The organism is Streptomyces sp. V2I9 (assembly GCF_030817475.1).
In the GTDB taxonomy this organism is placed as follows: domain Bacteria; phylum Actinomycetota; class Actinomycetes; order Streptomycetales; family Streptomycetaceae; genus Streptomyces.
This window is the reverse complement of sequence record NZ_JAUSZJ010000002.1, coordinates 3,041,276-3,059,834: the sequence shown is the minus strand read 5'-3', so window position 1 is coordinate 3,059,834 and position 18,559 is coordinate 3,041,276. Positions and strand designations below refer to the sequence as shown.

Annotated in this window: 19 protein-coding genes; 6 read left to right on the top strand and 13 right to left on the bottom strand. The window is 71.5% G+C overall.

The features are described 5' to 3' along the window. Positions 1–97: 97 nt before the first annotated feature. Positions 98–1,093, top strand: a complete 996-nt coding sequence (locus QFZ71_RS13400) for a bifunctional lytic transglycosylase/C40 family peptidase (RefSeq protein WP_307668465.1) — start codon at positions 98–100, stop codon at positions 1,091–1,093. A gap of 326 nt (positions 1,094–1,419) precedes the next feature. Next, the gene (locus tag QFZ71_RS13395) at positions 1,420–2,160 is read left to right on the top strand and encodes a phosphatase PAP2 family protein (RefSeq protein WP_307668464.1); all 741 of its coding nucleotides are present in this window, start codon (positions 1,420–1,422) and stop codon (positions 2,158–2,160) included. A gap of 222 nt (positions 2,161–2,382) precedes the next feature. Here QFZ71_RS13395 and QFZ71_RS13390 read toward each other — a convergent pair whose 3' ends face one another. Continuing rightward, complete coding sequence (locus QFZ71_RS13390; RefSeq protein WP_307671638.1) at positions 2,383–2,682, bottom strand: hypothetical protein; 300 nt, start codon at positions 2,680–2,682, stop codon at positions 2,383–2,385. A gap of 165 nt (positions 2,683–2,847) precedes the next feature. Between QFZ71_RS13390 and QFZ71_RS13385 the strand changes: the two genes are divergently transcribed. Together QFZ71_RS13385 and QFZ71_RS13380 are read left to right on the top strand one after the other, a co-directional pair. Further along, on the top strand, positions 2,848–3,708 hold the full coding sequence (locus QFZ71_RS13385) for a hypothetical protein (RefSeq protein ID WP_307668463.1): 861 nt from the start codon (positions 2,848–2,850) through the stop codon (positions 3,706–3,708). A gap of 169 nt (positions 3,709–3,877) precedes the next feature. Further along, positions 3,878–4,081: a hypothetical protein gene (locus tag QFZ71_RS13380; protein WP_307668462.1), complete on the top strand. Its 204-nt coding sequence runs from the start codon at positions 3,878–3,880 to the stop codon at positions 4,079–4,081. A 141-nt stretch (positions 4,082–4,222) separates the two neighbouring features. Here the strand turns inward: QFZ71_RS13380 and QFZ71_RS13375 are convergent, their stop codons facing one another. Beyond that, positions 4,223–4,606: a metal-sensitive transcriptional regulator gene (locus tag QFZ71_RS13375; RefSeq protein WP_307668461.1), complete on the bottom strand. Its 384-nt coding sequence runs from the start codon at positions 4,604–4,606 to the stop codon at positions 4,223–4,225. A 196-nt stretch (positions 4,607–4,802) separates the two neighbouring features. Here QFZ71_RS13375 and QFZ71_RS13370 point away from each other — a divergent pair, with 196 nt between their 5' ends. Together QFZ71_RS13370 and QFZ71_RS13365 are read left to right on the top strand one after the other, a co-directional pair. After that, positions 4,803–5,423 carry a DUF47 domain-containing protein gene (locus QFZ71_RS13370; protein WP_003968094.1) on the top strand — a complete coding sequence of 207 codons (621 nt, stop codon included), beginning with the start codon at positions 4,803–4,805 and terminating at the stop codon, positions 5,421–5,423. A gap of 5 nt (positions 5,424–5,428) precedes the next feature. Further along, positions 5,429–6,427, top strand: a complete 999-nt coding sequence (locus QFZ71_RS13365) for an inorganic phosphate transporter (protein ID WP_073771025.1) — start codon at positions 5,429–5,431, stop codon at positions 6,425–6,427. 160 nt (positions 6,428–6,587) lie between these two features. Here the strand turns inward: QFZ71_RS13365 and pstB are convergent, their stop codons facing one another. The 11 genes from pstB to QFZ71_RS13310 all read right to left on the bottom strand — a co-directional run bounded on the left by pstB (position 6,588) and on the right by QFZ71_RS13310 (position 18,082). Then, positions 6,588–7,364: a phosphate ABC transporter ATP-binding protein PstB gene (gene pstB / locus QFZ71_RS13360; RefSeq protein ID WP_307668460.1), complete on the bottom strand. Its 777-nt coding sequence runs from the start codon at positions 7,362–7,364 to the stop codon at positions 6,588–6,590. A gap of 39 nt (positions 7,365–7,403) precedes the next feature. Then, positions 7,404–8,489 (bottom strand): phosphate ABC transporter permease PstA, encoded by a 1,086-nt coding sequence (pstA, locus tag QFZ71_RS13355; RefSeq protein WP_307668459.1) that lies wholly within the window; start codon positions 8,487–8,489, stop codon positions 7,404–7,406. Continuing rightward, complete coding sequence (gene pstC / locus QFZ71_RS13350) at positions 8,486–9,478, bottom strand: phosphate ABC transporter permease subunit PstC (RefSeq protein ID WP_307668458.1); 993 nt, start codon at positions 9,476–9,478, stop codon at positions 8,486–8,488. The genes pstA and pstC overlap by 4 nt, the downstream gene beginning before the upstream one ends. Before the next feature lie 246 nt (positions 9,479–9,724). Continuing rightward, entirely contained in the window at positions 9,725–10,861 is a 1,137-nt protein-coding gene (gene pstS / locus QFZ71_RS13345; protein ID WP_307668457.1) for a phosphate ABC transporter substrate-binding protein PstS, read from the bottom strand. Between the two features lie 199 nt (positions 10,862–11,060). Beyond that, entirely contained in the window at positions 11,061–11,516 is a 456-nt protein-coding gene (locus QFZ71_RS13340; protein WP_307668456.1) for an NUDIX hydrolase, read from the bottom strand. Next, positions 11,513–12,691: a CHAD domain-containing protein gene (locus tag QFZ71_RS13335; protein ID WP_307668455.1), complete on the bottom strand. Its 1,179-nt coding sequence runs from the start codon at positions 12,689–12,691 to the stop codon at positions 11,513–11,515. Before QFZ71_RS13335 ends, QFZ71_RS13340 begins: the two co-directional genes overlap by 4 nt. Further along, on the bottom strand, positions 12,678–14,927 hold the full coding sequence (locus tag QFZ71_RS13330; RefSeq protein WP_307668454.1) for an RNA degradosome polyphosphate kinase: 2,250 nt from the start codon (positions 14,925–14,927) through the stop codon (positions 12,678–12,680). Before QFZ71_RS13330 ends, QFZ71_RS13335 begins: the two co-directional genes overlap by 14 nt. Positions 14,928–15,280: 353 nt before the next feature. Continuing rightward, on the bottom strand, positions 15,281–16,279 hold the full coding sequence (locus QFZ71_RS13325) for an ABC transporter permease (RefSeq protein WP_307668453.1): 999 nt from the start codon (positions 16,277–16,279) through the stop codon (positions 15,281–15,283). Continuing rightward, the gene (locus QFZ71_RS13320; RefSeq protein WP_307668452.1) at positions 16,276–17,193 is read right to left on the bottom strand and encodes an ABC transporter ATP-binding protein; all 918 of its coding nucleotides are present in this window, start codon (positions 17,191–17,193) and stop codon (positions 16,276–16,278) included. The genes QFZ71_RS13325 and QFZ71_RS13320 overlap by 4 nt, the downstream gene beginning before the upstream one ends. Further along, the gene (locus QFZ71_RS13315) at positions 17,190–17,609 is read right to left on the bottom strand and encodes a GntR family transcriptional regulator (RefSeq protein WP_307668451.1); all 420 of its coding nucleotides are present in this window, start codon (positions 17,607–17,609) and stop codon (positions 17,190–17,192) included. The genes QFZ71_RS13320 and QFZ71_RS13315 overlap by 4 nt, the downstream gene beginning before the upstream one ends. Before the next feature lie 134 nt (positions 17,610–17,743). Beyond that, complete coding sequence (locus tag QFZ71_RS13310; protein WP_307668450.1) at positions 17,744–18,082, bottom strand: MerR family transcriptional regulator; 339 nt, start codon at positions 18,080–18,082, stop codon at positions 17,744–17,746. Between the last annotated feature and the right edge of the window lie 477 nt (positions 18,083–18,559).

Below are 18,559 nucleotides of genomic sequence, written 5' to 3'. Positions count from 1 at the left end.
GCGCCGGTGGTGTGCCGCGGATGACTCGTACACACCCTCGAAAACGACTCTGAAGCACGCCCCGATGGGGGATGGTTGAGGGGTGCGGAAATACTGGGTGTTCGGTGGCATCGGCGTCGGCATGGTCATGTGCTTCCTGGCGCTGCTCGTCGTCGGTACGTACTCCGCCGCCGCCGGGCTCGCCGGGACGGGCGGCGGTGGTGCCGTCGCGCTGGCCAAGGGGGCGGTGCCGGCGCGGTTCCAGGGGCTGGTGCAGAAGTGGGGCAACCTCTGCCCCGCCATCAACCCGGCCTTGCTGGCGGCGCAGTTGTACCAGGAGAGCGGCTGGAACCCGCGTGCCCGGAGTCCCGCCGCCGCGCAGGGCATCGCCCAGTTCATCCCCGGCACCTGGGCCACGCACGGGATCGACGGCAACGGCGACGGCAAGCGGGACGTGTGGGACCCCGCCGACGCGATCCCCTCGGCCGCCTCGTACGACTGCGAGATCGCCGGGTACGTGAAGAAGGTGCCGGGTGATCCGACGAGCAACATGCTCGCCGCGTACAACGCCGGCGCGTACGCGGTGATCAAGTACGGCGGTGTGCCTCCCTACAAGGAGACGCAGAACTACGTCAGGATCATCCGCTCGCTGGAGAAGAGCTTCGCCCGGCCCGTCGGCCGGGTCGCGCCCTCCCGGCAGGCCGCCGGGGCCATCTACTTCGCCCAGAAGAAGCTCGGCACGCCGTATCTGTGGGGCGGGAACGGTACGCCGGAGCAGCAGGGGCGGTTCGACTGTTCCGGGCTGACCCAGGCCGCGTACCGGACGGTGGACATCGAGCTGCCGCGCGTTGCGAACGATCAGTACAACGCCGGACCGCACCCCTCGCGCGACGAGCTGCTTCCGGGGGACCTGGTGTTCTTCTCCGACGACCTGACGAACTCGCGCGCCATCCGGCACGTCGGTCTGTACGTCGGAGGCGGCTATATGATCAACGCGCCGTTCACCGGGGCGGTCATCCGGTTCGACAAGATCGACACCCCGGACTACTTCGGTGCGACGCGGGTCACCAAGGACGGTGCCGCCGCCCTGCCGACCGATCTGCCCGCGGGGTGATCCATGTCTCGTGCGCTTCCGGAGTGGCGAAGGGCTCTGACGGGCAGTCGGCCGTGGTCGGAACGCTCCGTGAAGCCTGGGCCCTGAGCTGCGACGACGAGTCACTCTTCGATAACGTCATGGTGATCATTCGGTGGAGAGCGGAACGCACGCGACGGCCGGGCCGTTCCCTGGACGGGTACGGCAACGGGAACGGCACGCGCACTGACCATGCGATGCGGTGCAGTGCGGTAACGGATCGCACCGGACACGGGGGTTCGACCACGGCGGCGGGCAAGGACGCGCGTCGCAACAGATGAAGCAGACAAGGCAAGGGGCCGTAGCTGATGGCTGGACTCGAACTCGACGGGTCGAACCCGGACGTCGGTCTGCTCTACGACATCAACGGCCTCGCGAAGGCCGCTCCGACCTGGTTCGACCGGGTCATGGAGTTCGTCGGCGAGTACGGGATCATGTTCGGTCTGGTCCTGGTCGGCCTGTGGTGCTGGTGGAGCATGCGCAAGCGGGGTACGGCCGAGGACGCGGTGGCCGCCGCCGCTGCCATCGTCTGGGCACCGCTCGCCGCAGCGATCGCCATCCTCATCAACATCCCGATCCGCGGCTTCGTCGAACGGCCGCGGCCCTTCAACGACCACGAAGGTCTCGAGGTCCTGATCCACGGCAAGACGGACTTCTCGTTCGTCAGCGACCACTCCACCCTGGCGATGGGCATCGCGGTCGGCATCTTCGTGGCCAACCGGAAGTTCGGCTTCGCCGCGATCGGGCTCGCGCTCTTCGCCGGTTTCAGCCGCGTCTACATGGGTGTCCACTACCCGACCGACGTGATCGGCGGGTTCGCCCTCGGCACGGCCGTCGCCCTGCTGCTGGCCCCGCTCGCCATGGCCCTGCTGACCCCGCTGATGGCGGCGATCGCCCGTTCGCCGCGCGTCGGCTGGCTCGTCCGGGCGGAGGACGCCGACGCCGCGTCCGCGGACGGGCGGGGCGGGCAGGACGGTGCGCACGGCATCCCCGAGCCCCGGCCGGGCTCCCGGCGCGGTGATCCGGGGGAGAAGGACCTGGCCGCCTGACGGACGGTCCCGGACCGGGCACCCCTCCCGTCCGGTCCCCGCTTCTTCCGATCCCCCGGATGCTTCCAGCGCCCGGGGGATCGTGCTGTAGCGGTCCGTGGAGCACGGGGCCGTGCTGTACGGCCTCGTGCTCCACGGGCCGGGGCCGCACGGACCGGGCCGTGCCGCACGGGGCCGTACGGGCCGGGTCGGCGGTAGGGGTCCGGCGCGGGTCGGCGTCGGTCAGGGGGCGGTGAGGTGTTCGGCGGCGTCGGTACGGGCCCGGTCGCGGGATCTGCGGGCCGGCCCCGCCCAGCCGCAGGTGCAGCGGGCCAGGCAGAACGAGCCGCGCTCGATCGTCGTGGTGGCGTGCCCGCCCGGTGGACCGGGGTGGGAGGCATCCGGGGATTCGGGCGTCGGCCCCGTCGCCGTACGGGCCGGAGCCGGCGGCGCGACGGCGGGCGTCACAGGGGCCGGAGCGGTCCGGACGGGGGTGCGCGGGGCGGTGGTGGTGCGGGCCGGGGCGGGGGGATCCTCATGCACCCGACCACGGTACTGGCCGCGGCCGCCGTATGGGGGTACGGGCGGGTGCGGGCCCCCTCCGGACGGCCTGTGCCACGGGGGCGGCGTGACGGGGGACGGCGGCGGTCGTTAGGCGGAGCGGGTGCGGGGCTCGGCCGGGCGGTAGTCGTTGGGGGTAGGCAGGCGATGGCGGTGCAGCGGTACAGGGACGGAGGCGGGGCCCGTGCTGTGCGCGCCCTCGCCGTGACCGGGGCGATCGCGGTCACCGCCGGCTGCTTCGGCGGGGGCGGTGCGGGCGGCACGGGCGACGGTTCCGGGCAGCGCTCCGTGGCCGCCGAGCGCCCGCTCGATCTGCTCGGCCGGGCGGCGGACGTCCTCGTCGCGGCGGGCGGCGCGGAGACCCGTACGTCCATGGAGACGACGGCCGGCGGGACGCGGGTGACGATCCGCGGGCAGGGGGCGTACGACTTCCGCAGGCAGCTGGGGCGGATCAAGGTGGTGCTGCCCGAGGGCGCCGCCGGGGCGGACGGGCACCGGCCGATCACCGAGCTGCTGACCCCCGGAGCGCTGTACATGAAGAACCGCGGCGCCGGGGTGCCCGACGGCAAATGGGTCAGGATCGACACGACCGCGCTGAAGGACGGCAACCTCGTCACCGGCGGGGTCACCGACCCGATGGCGGCGGCCGAACTGCTGCGCGGCGCGGCCGACGTGACGTACGTGGGGAAGTCCGAGCTGGCCGGGGTGACGGTGCATCACTACCGGGGGGTCGCCGACCTGGGCCGGGCCGCGCGCGCCGCGTCGCCGCAGTCGCGCGGGGCGCTCGGCGCGGCGGCGAAAGGGTTCAGCAAGGACGCCGTCCCGTTCGACGCCTACCTCGACGAGGACGGCCGGCTGCGGAAGGTCCGGCACCGCTTCACCTTCTCCTCCGAGGGCCCCGAGGTGTCGGTGGTCTCGACGCTGCTGCTGTACGGGTTCGGGCTCCCGGTCACGGTGGCGCTGCCGGACGAGGACGCCATCTACACCGGCCGTATCCGGCAGGGCTGAGGGGGCGCGGGGTGGGCGGAACGAGCGGGGCGGCGGGGGCCGGTTGGGAGGGGGCGCAAATGGCCCGTCCGTGCCATGCGGGGCGCGTACCGCGTTCCCTAGGCTGGGAAGCCGGTGCGTCAGGGGCCGGTGAACGGTCGCGGGACGGTGGAGAGAACGGCAGGGAGAGGTGACGCAGGTGGTGACGCTCAGGACTCCGAACGCTCAGGACCGTGTGGCCCTCGCCGAGATCGAGCTGTGCGGCGAGCTGATGATCGCCGCGTCGGCGGCCGGGGAGGAGCGCCTCAGCCCCGACCGTATCGACGAAGTGCTCGACGTCCGGGGTGCGGAGTGCTGGGCGGCGGTCCCCCGGCAGGGCTCCCGGCGGAGATGACGCGCGGGGCCGGGTGGCGCCGTGGCCGGTACCCGGTGACGTTCGAATCCGTGTGCCGCCGTGTCCGGCCGGGGTGACGTCCGGGATTTCCGCGTCACCCCGTACCCGCGTCACCCCGTACCGGGGCATCCGGGGCTGAGATCAGGTGCGGAGCAGGCGGGCGATGGCCTTCGTGGCCTCCTCGACCTTCGCGTCGATCTCGTCGCCGCCCTTGACGGCCGCGTCCGCGACGCAGTGGCGCAGGTGCTCCTCCAGCAGTTGCAGGGCGAAGGACTGGAGCGCCTTCGTGGAGGCCGACACCTGGGTGAGTATGTCGATGCAGTAGACGTCCTCGTCGACCATGCGCTGGAGGCCGCGGATCTGGCCCTCGATGCGGCGGAGCCGTTTGAGGTGTTCGTCCTTCTGGTGGTGGTAGCCGTGGATGCCGCGGTCGTGGTCGGTGACGATGTCCACCGATGCCGTCGCCCCCGCGTCCGGGGCTGTCGCGCCCGCCGCTTCCGCCCCCGTGGTCCCGGTCGTGGTCATCTGCGTCCTCCCGTTGTCCTCATACGCCCTCTTATACCCCTGGCGGGTATATCGTAACGAATCCCGTGGAAACGTGACGGGGGCCCGTGCTGATCGCGGTGGTCGATGGGCGACACTGAACAACGCCGGTTAGCCGTGGCCGGATGATGCGCCTAGCATCAGCCTGACCGAATCCAAAGCACCCCGAGGACCCCACGTGCGCTTTCGTCTGACCCCCAGGGAGACGAGCTTCTACGACATGTTCTCCGCATCAGCGGACAACATTGTCACGGGCTCGAAGCTCCTGATGGAACTGCTCGGGGCGGATTCTGCCTCCCGAGTCGAGATCGCGGAGCGTATGCGGGCAGCGGAGCACGCGGGGGACGATGCCACCCACGCGATCTTCCACCAGCTGAACTCCTCCTTCATCACGCCGTTCGACCGCGAGGACATCTACAACCTGGCGTCCTCGCTCGACGACATCATGGACTTCATGGAGGAGGCCGTCGACCTGGTCGTCCTCTACCAGGTCCAGGAGCTCCCCAAGGGCGTCGAGCAGCAGATCGAGGTGCTGGCGCGGGCGGCGGAGCTGACCGCCGAGGCCATGCCCGGGCTGCGGACCATGGACAACCTCACGGAGTACTGGATCGAGGTCAACCGTCTGGAGAACCAGGCCGACCAGATCCACCGCAAGCTGCTGGCCCACCTCTTCAACGGCAAGTACGACGCCATGGAGGTGCTCAAGCTGAAGCAGATCGTGGATGTGCTGGAAGAGGCGGCCGACGCGTTCGAGCACGTCGCCAACACCGTGGAGACCATCGCGGTCAAGGAGTCCTGAACCTCGTGGACACCTTTGCGCTGATCGTGACCATCGGTGTCGCGCTCGGCTTCACGTATACGAACGGCTTCCACGACTCGGCGAACGCCATCGCCACCTCGGTCTCCACCCGGGCGCTGACCCCGCGTGCGGCTCTGGCGATGGCGGCGGTGATGAACCTCGCCGGCGCCTTCCTGGGCCAGGGGGTCGCCAAGACCGTCAGCGAGGGCCTCATCGCCACGCCCGTCGGGCAGAAGGGGATGGGCATCCTGTTCGCGGCGCTGGTCGGCGCGATCATCTGGAACCTCGTCACCTGGTACTACGGCCTCCCCTCCTCGTCCTCGCACGCCCTGTTCGGCGGCATGGTCGGGGCGGCGCTGGCCGGCGGGACGGACGTCATCTGGTCCGGTGTGGTCGAGAAGATCGTCATCCCGATGTTCCTCTCCCCGATCATCGGCCTGGTCGTCGGCTATCTGGTGATGGTCGGCATCATGTGGATGTTCCGGAAGGCCAACCCGCACAAGGCCAAGCGCGGCTTCCGGATCGCGCAGACGGTCTCGGCGGCGGGCATGGCGCTCGGCCACGGCCTCCAGGACGCGCAGAAGACGATGGGCATCGTCGTGATGGCCCTGGTCATCGCCGACGTCGAGGGCCCGAACGACGAGATCCCGGTCTGGGTCAAGATCGCCTGCGCCGTGATGCTCTCCCTGGGCACGTACGCGGGCGGCTGGCGGATCATGCGGACCCTCGGCCGCAAGATCATCGAGCTGGACCCGCCGCAGGGCTTCGCGGCCGAGACGACCGGCGCGTCGATCATGTTCGGTTCGGCGTTCCTGTTCCACGCCCCGATCTCCACGACGCACGTCATCACCTCCGCGATCATGGGCGTCGGCGCGACCAAGCGGGTGAACGCCGTGCGCTGGGGCGTCGCCAAGAACATCATCCTGGGCTGGTTCATCACCATGCCCGCCGCGGCCCTGGTCGCCGCGCTGAGCTACGGGGCGGTCCTGCTGCTCTTCGGCTGAGCGGTGGCGTCCGGCTGCTGACACGTGTGGGTCCGCCCCCGTTCTCGTACGAGAACGGGGGCGGACCCTTTCGCCTTGTGGTGGCACCGCCATGCAGCACCGCAAGGCCGTATCGGGGGCGGGGAGCCGGGGCCCGGCCAGGTGGCCGGGCCGGGGCGGCTCAGCCGAAGCGGCCGGAGATGTAGTCCTCCGTGGCCTGGACCGAGGGGTTGGAGAAGATCCGCTCGGTCTCGTCTATCTCGATGAGCCGGCCGGGCTTGCCGACCGCCGCGAGGTTGAAGAACGCGGTGCGGTCCGAGACGCGGGCCGCCTGCTGCATGTTGTGCGTCACGATGACGATCGTGAAGCGCTCCTTCAGCTCGCCGATCAGGTCCTCGATGGCGAGGGTCGAGATCGGGTCGAGCGCGGAGCACGGCTCGTCCATCAGCAGGACGTCCGGCTCGACCGCGATGGCGCGGGCGATGCACAGGCGCTGCTGCTGGCCGCCGGAGAGGCCGGAGCCGGGCTTGTTGAGGCGGTCCTTGACCTCGTTCCAGAGGTTCGCGCCGCGCAGGGACTTCTCGACGACGTCGGTCAGCTCGCTCTTGCGGTAGCTGCCGTTCAGCCGCAGGCCCGCCGCCACGTTGTCGAAGATCGACATGGTGGGGAAGGGGTTCGGGCGCTGGAAGACCATGCCGACCGTGCGGCGCACGGTGACCGGGTCGACGTTGGAGGCGTAGAGGTTCTCGTCGTCCAGCAGCACCTTGCCCTCGACGCGGCCGCCGGGGGTGACCTCGTGCATCCGGTTCAGGGTGCGCAGGAAGGTGGACTTGCCGCAGCCGGACGGGCCGATGAAGGCGGTCACGGAGCGGGGCTCCACGGTCATCGAGATGTCCTCGATCGCCTTGTGGCTGCCGTAGTAGGCGGTGAGGCCGCTGATGTCGATGCGCTTGGCCATGGGAATCACTGCTTCTTTCGGGAGGTCGCTGTGGCCGCGTCAGCGACCGGTCTTCGGGGCCTTCCAGCGGGCGATGCCGCGGGCCACCAGATTCAGGATCATGACGAAGGCGATCAGCACCAGGGCGGCTGCCCAGGCGCGGTCGTAGGACGCGGCCTCGCCGATCTTGTACTGCTCGTAGATGTAGAACGGCAGCGAGGACTGGGCGCCTTCGAAGGGGTTCGTGTTGATCAGCTGGCTGCCGAAGACCAGGAGGATGATCGGCGCGGTCTCACCGGCGATGCGGGCGATGGCGAGCATGACGCCCGTGGTGATGCCGCCGATCGCGGTGGGCAGGACCACCTTCAGGATGGTGCGCCACTTCGGGATGCCGAGGGCGAGGGACGCCTCGCGCAGCTCGTTCGGGACGAGCTTGAGCATCTCCTCGGTGGAGCGGACCACGACGGGGATCATCAGGATGGTCAGGGCGAGGGCGCCCATCAGGCCGGACGGCTCCAGGTCGGCGATCAGCATGATCGACAGGATGAAGAGACCGGCGACGATGGACGGGATGCCCGTCATCACGTCGACGAAGAAGGTGACGGCCTTGGCCAGCGAGCCCTTGCCGTACTCGACGAGGTAGACGGCGGTCAGCAGGCCGAGCGGGGCGGAGATCACCGTGGCGATGCCGACCTGCTCCAGGGTGCCGATCAGCGCGTGGTAGACGCCGCCGCTGGCCTCGGAGCCGAGCACACCGGCCATCGAGTGGGTGAGGAAGTAGCCGTCCAGGCGCTCGGCGCCGCGGACGATCGTCGTCCAGAGCAGCGAGGCGAGCGGGACGACGGCGGCCAGGAAGCAGACCCACATCACGCTGGTGGCGAGACGGTCCTTGGCCTGGCGCTGGTTCTCGACGACCGTCGTGGCGACGTAGGAGATGACCAGGAAGAACAGGGCCGAGATCAGGCCCCACTGGATGCGGCTCTCCCAGCCGGCGGCCAGCGAGAGGCCGACGCCGAGCGCGACCGAGACGACGGCGAAGCCGAGCGGCGCGAGGCGGGGGAGCGAGCGGCTGCCGAGGCTGCTCTTCTTCGGGGAGGGCGGTGCGGGCTGCGGGCGTTCCATGACGCCGGTGGGTGCGTGGCTCATGCGTTGGCCCCCGAGTACTCCTTGCGGCGGGCGATGATGAGCCGGGCCGCGCCGTTGACCAGCAGGGTGAGGACGAAGAGGACGAGACCGGAGGCGATCAGGGCGTCCCGCCCGAACGCGTCGGCCTCGCCGAACTTCGCCGCGATGTTCTGGGCGAACGTTCCGCCGCCCGGGTTGAGCACGTGCAGCGAGATGAGGAAGCTCGGGGAGAGCACCGTGGCGACGGCCATCGTCTCGCCGAGCGCGCGGCCGAGGCCCAGCATCGAGGCGGAGATGATGCCGGAGCGGCCGAACGGCAGCACGGAGAGGCGGATGACCTCCCAGCGGGTGGCGCCGAGCGCGAGCGCGGCCTCCTCGTTCATCTTCGGGACCTGGAGGAAGACCTCGCGGCTGACGCTGGTCACGATCGGCAGGATCATGATCGCCAGCAGGATGCCGACGGTGAAGAGGGAGCGGGCGACGCCGACCTCGGTCTTGTCGAAGACGTACGTCCAGCCCATGTACTGGTCGAGCCAGAGGTTCAGGCCCTCCAGGTACGGCACCAGGACCAGGGCGCCCCAGATGCCGTAGACGATGCTCGGCACGGCGGCCAGCAGGTCGACCACGTACGCGATGGGGGCGGCCAGCTTGCGCGGCGCGTAGTGCGAGATGAACAGGGCGATGCCGACAGCGATCGGAACCGCGATGAGCATCGCGATGATCGAGCTGACGACCGTGCCGAAGAGCAGGACCGCGATGCCGAAGACCGGCGGGTCGCCGGCCGGGTTCCAGTCGAAGGTGGTGAGGAAGTTGCCCTCGTTCTTCGAGATGGCGATGACGGAGCGGTACGTGAGGAACACGGCGATCGACGCCATGATCACGAGCAGCAGGATGCCCGAGCCGCGGGAGAGGCCCAGGAAGACTTTGTCGCCCATGCGCCCGGTGGTCCGGGGGCTGGGGCGGTCGACCGGCGGCGCCGGTGGCGTGTCTATCGGTGTGGTGGAAGCCATGGTCTTTCCGGTCTGTGTGGGGGAGCCGGGGCTCCCCTGGCGGCGGTGCACCGGATGGAGAGTGGGGCGGGTGGGTCGGGGTGGCGGGCCGGTCCGGAGGGGTGCGCCGGGCCGGCCTGCCGGTGACGGTCCGCGCCGGCGGTGACGGGGTGCGTCGGTGGCGGCGGTTCGCGTCGGTGGTCCGCGTCGGTGACGCGGGGCCGGGGGCGGCCGGACCGGGGAGCCCGGTCCGGCCGCCCCGCGGTGCTACGAGAGGGAGCCGATGGTCTCGCGGACCTTGGCGTTGATCTCGGCCGGGATCGGCGCGTAGCCGGCGTCGGTCAGGATCTTCTGGCCGTCGTCGGAGGCGGTGTAGGAGAGGAAGGACTTGACCGTGTCGAGCGTCTCGGGCTTGTTGCCGCTGTCGCAGACGACCTCGTACGTCACCAGGACGAGCGGGTAGGCGCCCTCGGCCTTGGTGGTGTAGTCGAGGTCGAGCGCCAGGTCCTTGCCGGTGCCCTTGATCTTGGCGGCGGCGATGGCCTTGGAGGCGTTCTCCGAGGTGGCCTGGACCGGGGCGGCGCCACCGGTGTTGATGTCCACGGTCGGGATGGACTGGGACTTGGCGTAGGAGAGCTCGAAGTAGCCGATCGCGCCGTCGACCTGCTTCACCTGGGCGGCGACGCCGGAGGAGCCGGACGCGGCCTGGCCACCGGGGGCCGGCCACTTCTTCTCGGCCTCGTACTTCCAGTCCTTCGGGGCGGCGGCACCCAGGTACTTGCCGAGGTTCTGCGTGGTGCCGGAGTCCTCGGAGCGGTGGAAGGCCTGGATGGCCTTGTCCGGGAGGTCGACGCCCTTGTTCAGCGCGGCGATCGCCGGGTCGTTCCACTTCTTGATCTTCGTGTCGAAGATCTTGGCGAGGGTCGGGGCGTCCAGCGTGAGCTTGTCGACGCCCTCCAGCTTGAAGCCGATCGCGATCGGGCCGCCGACCATCGGGAGGTTGATGCCCTGGCCGGTCTTGCACATCTTCTTGGAGTCGGCGACCTCTTCGGGCTTCAGCGCCGAGTCGGAGCCGGCGAAGCCGACGGTGCCCTGGTTGAAGGCGACGATGCCCTCGCCGGAGGAGGAGGAGTTGTAGTTGATCTCCACACCGGAACAGGCGGCCATGTAGTTCTTGACCCAGAGGTCCATGGCGTTCTTCTGAGCGCTGGAGCCGGAGGCGCGCAGCTGGCCCTTGGCCTTGCCGCAGTCCACGTTCGACGCGGCGGTCGTCTTCTCGCCGGTGCCGGCCGCGCCGCCGTTGCTGTTGTCGTCCGAACCGCACGCCGTGAGGACCAGGGCGCCGGAGACGGCGAGGGCACCGAGCGCGGTGGCACGAAGCCGGTTCTTGCGCTGAAGCTTCACTTTCGGGTGTTCCTTCCAGGAGCCGCCGTGGTCGTCTCGTTCTACGACGGCGTGCGATGAGGAGGGGTGCCGTGGCTTGTCGCCGCGCACCGTGTACGTCCGAAATTAGGCAGAACAGGTGAAGCCGCCGACGGGGGAGAGTGAACGGCAGGTGAACCGTGTCGGGCAGGCGGGTGCGGGGCCGACCCGATGCCGGAGATCAGGACCCGGACAGGACGTCCAGGAGCGCGGTGAGCTGCTGGACGTCGCGGGGCTGGGTGAGCCGTACGCGGGCGGCCTCGGGGGTCAGCCACAGGACGCGGTCCACCTCGTCGTTGGCGGTGAACGAGCCGCCCGTCGCCTCGGCCGCCCAGTAGGCGACCTCCTTGGGCCGTCCCTCCACCGGGTAGCGGGAGGTCGGCAGCGGTGCGCCCGGCGTGCAGTGGTGGCCGGTCTCCTCCAGCACTTCCCGTACGGCGGCGTCCCGCGCGTTCTCGCCGCGTTTCAGCTTGCCCTTCGGGAAGGACCAGTCGTCGTACCGGGGGCGGTGGACCAGGCAGACCTCCACCCCGTCCCCGTCCGGTGCGTGCCGCCACAGGACGCAGCCCGCCGCCAGCACGGTGCCGGTCTTCGCGGTGCGCGCCCCCGGGGCGTGGCGCGCCCGGTCGCCGCTCATGGGGCCGTCAGGGCCGTGGCGTACGGCCAGGTCTGCCGGAACGCCGCGCGCGCGGACTCCACCTCGTGGCGCTGGTCGGCGTGGAGCACGCCCAGCGCGTACGCCGTGGCCGGGGCGATCCTGGGGGTGCGGGCGGCCGCGGCCGCCGCCGCGGCCGCTTCCACGGCGTCCCGGTGCAGGTCGAGGGCGTGGCCGGGTGCGGTCAGGTCCGGGTCGGCCGCGCCGAGGACCACCTCGTGGGCGTACCGGTGCAGCCGCAGCAGCAGGCGGGCCTGGTGCCAGGCGGCGTCCTGCGCCTCGTTGTACGGCTCCGTGTCGTCGGGCGGGAGGGCGGCCACGGCGGTGAGCAGGCGTTGCTCGGCGTGTTCGGCGGGCTCCAGGAGGGACGCGGCGGGGGCCCGGCCCGTGGGACCGGGGGCGGGCGGGACCTCGGAGGCCAGGAGTGCGACGGCGTCGGCGATGGCGTGGAAGCGGGAGGAGCCGAGCGCCTGGAGGGCCGCGGAGTGGGACCGGGTCCGGGCGAGGGTGAGGCGGCGCTCCAGCAGGGCCGCGGCCCGTGCGGTCCCGACCCCGAGGGCGGCGCGGCCCTGGGCGTCGGCGGTGGCGCCCTCCCCGGCGGCGCGGACGCTCCGGGCGGCGGGGAGGGTCGGGCCCGAGAGCCGGTGCAGGGCGTCGACGAGCCGGGTCAGCCGGTTCGCGTAGGCGTGTTCGCGGGCCAGGACGCCGGTGAGCCAGGCCAGCTCGGCGCGGAGGTGGTCGGCCCAGTGCGGGTCGAGCGCGGCCCGGAAGGTGTGCAGGGTGCCGCCGATCCGGCGGGCCGCGCGGCGCAGTGCGCGGGCGGCTTCGGCGGCGTCGTGGCCGCCGGCGTCCGCCGGGGCGCTGTGCTCGTGGTGCAGGCGCAGGCTGCGCAGGAAGTCGGCGGCCTGCCCCCGGAGGTAGGGCGCGAGGGCCCCTTCCGCGGTCGGCTCCCCGGCGGGGCGGGCCCCGACGAGACCGGAGGCGGCGGGTCCGGTTCCGGAAGGTCCCGGCCCGGTGGGGGCGGTCGGGCCCCCGGCCCCCGTGGCGTCGGGCAGGCGCTCCGGCCCCGTGGCCTCGGCGGGCGGCGAGGCCGGGCCGGGGCCGGGGGCCGCGTCCGGCGCGGGCCGGGTCGTCGTCTGCTGGTCAGGGCGTCGCACGCCTGCGCCTCCGGGCGTCGATGAGCATTTCCTGGACGTGCCGCAGCGGCTGCCCGTCCGCGTCCGTGGCGTGGCGGGTCCACTCCCCGTCGGGGCCCAGGTGCCAGGAGGCGGTGGTGTCGGCCATACCGGTCTCCAGGAGTCGGCTGAGCGCGGCGCGGTGGGCGGGGTCGGTGACCCGGACCAGGGCTTCGATCCGGCGGTCGAGGTTGCGGTGCATCATGTCGGCGCTGCCGAACCACACCTCGGGCTCGCCGCCGTTGCCGAAGGAGAAGATGCGGGAGTGTTCGAGGAAGCGGCCGAGTATGGAGCGGACCCGGATGTTCTCGGAGAGCCCGGTGACACCGGGGCGGATCGCGCAGATCCCGCGCACCCAGATGTCGACGGGGACGCCCGCCCGGGCCGCTCGGTAGCAGGCGTCGATGATCGCTTCGTCCACCATCGAGTTGACCTTGAACCGCACGTAGGCGGGGCGGCCGGCGCGGTGGTGGGCTATCTCCTTGTTGATCCGGGCGATCAGCCCGTCGCGCAGCGACTTCGGGGCGACCAGGAGACGGCGGTAGGTCTCGCGCCGGGAGTAGCCGGAGAGCCGGTTGAACAGGTCGGAGAGGTCCGCCCCGACCTGCGGGTCCGCGGTGAGCAGGCCGAGGTCCTCGTACAGCCGGGCCGTCTTGGGGTGGTAGTTGCCCGTGCCGACGTGGGAGTAGCGGCGCAGTGTGTCGCCCTCCTGGCGGACGACCAGGGAGAGCTTGCAGTGCGTCTTCAGTCCGACGAGGCCGTAGACGACGTGGCAGCCCGCCTCCTCCAGCTTGCGGGCCCACTTGATGTTGGCCTGCTCGTCGAAGCGCGCCTTGATCTCGACGAGGACGAGCACCTGTTTGCCGGACTCGGCGGCGTCGATCAGGGCGTCCACTATCGGGGAGTCGCCGGAGGTGCGGTACAGGGTCTGCTTGATGGCCAGCACGTCCGGGTCGCCCGCCGCCTGTTCCAGGAACGCCTGGACGGAGGTGGAGAACGAGTCGTACGGGTGGTGGAGCAGGACGTCCCGTTCGCGCAGGGCGGCGAAGATGTCGGGTGCGGAGGCGGACTCCACCTCGGCCAGGTCGCGGTGGGTGCCCGCGATGAACTTCGGGTACTTCAGTTCCGGCCGGTCCAGCGCGGCGATGGCGAACAGCCCGGTCAGGTCGAGCGGGCCGGGCAGCGGGTAGACCTCCGCGTCGGACACCTTCAGCTCGCGGACCAGCAGGTCGAGGACGTACGGGTCGATGGACTCCTCGACCTCCAGCCGGACCGGCGGGCCGAACCGGCGGCGCATGAGCTCCTTCTCCAGCGCCTGGAGCAGGTTCTCCGCGTCGTCCTCCTCGACCTCCAGGTCCTCGTTCCTGGTGACCCGGAACATGTGGTGCGCCAGCACCTCCATCCCCGGGAACAGCTCCTCCAGGTGGGCCGCGATGACGTCCTCGATGGGGACGTACCGCTGCGGCGAGGCCTCCAGGAAGCGGGTCAGCAGCGGCGGGACCTTGACCCGCGCGAAGTGGCGGTGGCCGCTGACCGGGTTGCGGACGACGACGGCGAGGTTGAGCGAGAGCCCGGAGATGTACGGGAAGGGGTGCGCGGGGTCCACGGCCAGCGGGGTCAGGACCGGGAAGACGCGCTGCCGGAAGAAGGTGAACAGGCGGGCCTGCTCCTTCTCGGTCAGGTCGGGCCAGCGGATCAGCTGGATGCCCTCGTCGGACAGGTCCGGGGCGATGTCCTGCTGGTAGCAGGCGGCGTGCCGGGCCATGAGCTCGCGCGAGCGGGTCCAGATGAGGTCCAGGACCTCGCGGGGCTGGAGGCCGGAGGCGGAGCGGGTGGCGACGCCGGTGGCGATGCGGCGCTTGAGGCCGGCCACCCGGACCATGAAGAACTCGTCCAGATTGGAGGCGAAGATGGCGAGGAAGTTGGCCCGCTCCAGGATGGGCGTGGCCGGGTCCTCGGCCAGCTCCAGGACCCGTTCGTTGAAGGCGAGCCAGCTGCGTTCGCGGTCCAGGAAGCGGCCCTGGGGCAGCTCGTCGCCGTCCCGGTCGGGCTCGTACGCGTCGGCGCCGGCGTCCAGATCGGGATCGAGGTCGGCGGCGGTGGAGAAGCCGACCCCGTGGGAGGCGGGGGTGACGTGCGGCCGGTGCGCGGCGAGCGAGCCGACGGACGGCTGGGCGGCGGGCTGGACCGGGACCTCGGAGCTGGGCTGCTGGCTCATGGACCTATTCTTCCGCGCGGAGGGCTCCTCAGGCGCGTCGGAGCCCGGAAAGATCGCGGAAGGCCCGGAAAACCCCGGGTCACGGCCGGGGGAACCGGAAGAGGCGTGACCCCTGGCTTTCCCGTTGCGGCGGGGGGCGGGCACAGCTGGCTGCATCCCGTGAGGGTCGCAAGGGCGTCTGAATGGCCGGTAACGGCGACATGACGTCCAGGAAGCGGTGTGCCTGCGGGTGGGCCTCGCGGTCACGCTGCGTGTTCGCCCTGGTGGGGGCGGATCGGGGCCCCGTGTACGCGTTCATCGTCCGGGCCCATCCCTCGGGGGCCCGGACGACGGTTCGTGACGGGGCCGTCCGCTCAGCCGTGCAGGCGGCGCAGGACCCGGAAGGCGGCGAACACGGCGAGGGCGGCGAGGGCGAGCAGGATGCCGGTCTCGGCGAGCTGGAGGGGCCAGTAGTGGGAGGCGGGGTGGACCTCGGCGAAGTGGTCGACGGCGCCACGGTCGCGCATGCAGGTTCCGATGTCCCGCAGCGGGTCGGCGGCGTAGCAGTCCTCCCAGTACAGTTTCCGGCCCGATTCCGTCAGCCGGCCCATGTCGATGGCCCAGTCGCCGGGGTTGAACTTCACATGGCCGGGGCTCTGCCGGAAGACGGTCGGCCACAGTTCGTAACGCCTCTTGCCCAGGCCGAGCGCCACCGTCCCGAGGACGAAGGCGGTGAGTGCCATGGACAGCACGGTGCGGCGGACGAGGAGCCCGGACAGCGCGCCCACCGCCACGGCCAGGAGCGCGAAGCCGAGGACGGCGGGCCCGGTGCCGGGGAAGATGCCGGGGCCGTACCACCCGGTGAGGTGCGAATAGGGGTATCCGCGGAGCGCCCACAGCCCCCAGCGGTAGGCGATGACCAGGACCATCAGGCCGGTGACCGTCAGGGCGGCGGGCACGGCCAGCCGGGTGGCGAGCCAGCGGGCGGGGGAGACCGACTGCGTCCAGGCCAGGCGGAAGGTTCCGCTCTCCAGTTCGCGGGCGATCAGCGGGCCCGCGACGAAGACGCCGACGAGCCCGGCCAGGAGGAGCAGCACGGTGCCGCCGTCGGACAGGAAGACCTCGGTGGACGTACGGGCGTAGGTGGGCTGGTAGACGGGGCCGCCGCACGGGGTCGTGTCGCCGTCGGGGCACAGCTCCTTCGCGGAGGCCATCCAGGCGCGGAGCGCGACGACGATGCCGATGCCGAGGACGAGCAGGGCGGCCCCCGCCCGGAGGGCCTTGCTGTGGATCCGCAGCAGGACGCGGGCGGACCCGCGCAGGGAGGCCGGGGCGGGGGTGGCGCCGGGCTTCGAAGGTGTCAGCGTGCTCATGCGGACGCCACCTCCTCGCGGACCCCGCCGGCCTCGGCGCACGCGCTCGGGGTGAGCAGGGGCGGGGCCTGCGGGGAGCGGAGGTGGGCGAGCAGCAGCTCCTCCAGGGACGGCTGGGTGACGGTCCACGCGGTGGTGTCCACGGGGCCCTCCTTCCGGACGAGCGCGGTGAGCTGACGGCCCGTCGTGCGGGATTCGACGACGGTGTGCGGGGAAAGGTCCTGGGCCCGGCCGGTGAGCAGGGCGTGGGCGGAGACGATGTCCTCGGCCTCGCCGCCGAGCCGGATGTGTCCGCCGTCGACGAACAGCAGGTAGTCGCAGGCGCCCTCCAGCTCCGTGAGGATGTGCGAGGACATCACGATGGTGGTGCCGTGCTCGGCGGTCTCCGCCATCAGGACGCCCATCAGCTCGTGCCGGGCGAGCGGGTCGAGGTCGGCCATCGGCTCGTCCAGAAGCATCAGTTCGGGCCGCTTACCGAGTGCGAGGGCCAGCGCGAGCCGGGTGCGCTGCCCGCCGGAGAGGGTGCGGACGCGGGCCTTCGGCGACAGCGGTGCGGCGATCCGGTCGGCGGTGGCGCGGTCCCAGCGGCCGGGGTTCAACTCGGCCCCGGCCCACAGCGTGTCCGCGACGGTGAGCTGCGGGTACAGGGGCTTGGCCTGGGCGACGTACGCGATCCGGTCGCGGACGTCGCCGGGGGCGGTGGAGCCGAGGACGGTGAGCGTCCCGCCGGTGGGGCGGTCCAGGCCGGCCGCCAGGTTCAGCAGGGTGGACTTGCCCGCCCCGTTGGGCCCGACGAGGGCGCAGACCCGTCCTGCGGGCAGCCGGAACGAGCAGTCGTGCAGGGCACGGTGGCCGCCGCCTCCGCGCCCGTAGGTCCGTGCGAGGCCGTGTGCCTCGATCGCGGTGCCGGTCATCGTTCCTGGTCCCCCTTGTACGTGCTGTCCAGTACGGCCGTGAAGAGCGCGCTGACGTCGTCCTTCTCCAGCCCGGCCGCCCGTGCCCGGTGGGCCCAGTCGGCGAGTTCGGTGCGCAGCGGCGCGTCGGCGGCGGATGCCTCGGCCGCACCGCCCAGCGTCCGGCGGACGAAGGTGCCGAGCCCGCGCCGGGCCTCGACGAGGCCCTCGCGTTCCAGCTCCCGGTAGGCCTTGAGGACCGTGTTCGGGTTGATCGCGGTGGCTTCCACGACCTCGCGGGCGGTCGGCAGCCGGTCGCCCGGCTCCAGCACGCCCAGGCGCAGGGCCTGCTTCGTCTGCTGGACGATCTGGAGGTAGGTGGCGACCCCGCTGCGCCGGTCGATGCGGAACTCGACAGCTGCGGACTCGGCTGTCATGCGCTGCACCACCCTTTCACTAATTGAGTAGTGAAAGGGTGGTGTAAAAGAGGGGCGGCGTCAAGTGACGCCGCCCCGGAGGGGGTTCGGAGAGCGGGCGGCCGCGCCGACGGGGCGGCCGTCCGGGTGGGGGGTTACGCGGTCGGTGCGGCCGGGGTGCGGCCCGCGCGCAACTCCTCGTTGATGCGCTGTGCCTCTTCCAGCTGGTCCTCGAGGATGACGATGCGGCAGGCGTCCTCGATCTTCGTGCCCTGGTCGACCAGTTCGCGGGCGCGGGCGGCGATGCGCAGCTGGTAGCGGGAGTAACGGCGGTGGCCTCCGTCGGAGCGCAGCGGGGTGATCAGGCGGTTCTCGCCGAGCGCGCGGAGGAAGGCGGGGGAGGCGCCGAGCATCTCGGCGGCCCGGCCCATGGTGTAGGCGGGATAGTCGTCATCGTCGAACTTGTCGGTGGGGCGGGTACTGCGAGGGGGCATAACACCTCTTCTTCCGGGGACACGTCGGGGGGCCCGAGCGCCGTGCGGCGCTCGGGCCCCGAGCTTTCAACACCATCTGCCGGCCGGCCTGGCCGGCCTTCTTGTTCCGCCGACCCGCCCGGAGGGGCGGGGAAGCGGGGATCGCGGATGCGTGACCGGGGACCACCTTCCGTTCCGGGGTCTGCGGTACCCGAGCGGACGACTTCCTCGCTCAGGCGATCCTGATGGCGTCTGCTCCTTATCTCTCTCGTGCTGCGGTTCTTGCTGTCACTGCGGTACTGCTCTCCTGCGGTACTGCGTGCGGCCCCTGGGGCCGCCCGGCCCGGCAGCCAGGGGGAGAACCCATCGGTTCCGGCTCTCCCGCTCCACTGCCGTTCCGCTCCTGCTCTGACCTGCGTGCGCGGCAGTTCGTGTCTGCCGCGCCTTCTTTCCTTCGGCTACGAGGAAAACCCTAGACCCACCGAGTAGGGAATGTCT

What these genes read in the sequence shown, in the direction of transcription:
- QFZ71_RS13395 (WP_307668464.1), top strand. Translation starts at nt 1,420, where the DNA reads ATGGCTGGACTCGAACTCGACGGGTCGAACCCGGACGTCGGTCTGCTC.
- QFZ71_RS13385 (WP_307668463.1), top strand. Translation starts at nt 2,848, where the DNA reads ATGGCGGTGCAGCGGTACAGGGACGGAGGCGGGGCCCGTGCTGTGCGC.
- QFZ71_RS13375 (WP_307668461.1), bottom strand. Translation starts at nt 4,606, where the DNA reads ATGACCACGACCGGGACCACGGGGGCGGAAGCGGCGGGCGCGACAGCC.
- pstB (WP_307668460.1), bottom strand. Translation starts at nt 7,364, where the DNA reads ATGGCCAAGCGCATCGACATCAGCGGCCTCACCGCCTACTACGGCAGC.
- pstA (WP_307668459.1), bottom strand. Translation starts at nt 8,489, where the DNA reads ATGAGCCACGCACCCACCGGCGTCATGGAACGCCCGCAGCCCGCACCG.
- pstC (WP_307668458.1), bottom strand. Translation starts at nt 9,478, where the DNA reads ATGGCTTCCACCACACCGATAGACACGCCACCGGCGCCGCCGGTCGAC.
- QFZ71_RS13340 (WP_307668456.1), bottom strand. Translation starts at nt 11,516, where the DNA reads ATGAGCGGCGACCGGGCGCGCCACGCCCCGGGGGCGCGCACCGCGAAG.
- QFZ71_RS13330 (WP_307668454.1), bottom strand. Translation starts at nt 14,927, where the DNA reads ATGAGCCAGCAGCCCAGCTCCGAGGTCCCGGTCCAGCCCGCCGCCCAG.
- QFZ71_RS13325 (WP_307668453.1), bottom strand. Translation starts at nt 16,279, where the DNA reads ATGAGCACGCTGACACCTTCGAAGCCCGGCGCCACCCCCGCCCCGGCC.
- QFZ71_RS13320 (WP_307668452.1), bottom strand. Translation starts at nt 17,193, where the DNA reads ATGACCGGCACCGCGATCGAGGCACACGGCCTCGCACGGACCTACGGG.
- QFZ71_RS13315 (WP_307668451.1), bottom strand. Translation starts at nt 17,609, where the DNA reads ATGACAGCCGAGTCCGCAGCTGTCGAGTTCCGCATCGACCGGCGCAGC.
- QFZ71_RS13310 (WP_307668450.1), bottom strand. Translation starts at nt 18,082, where the DNA reads ATGCCCCCTCGCAGTACCCGCCCCACCGACAAGTTCGACGATGACGAC.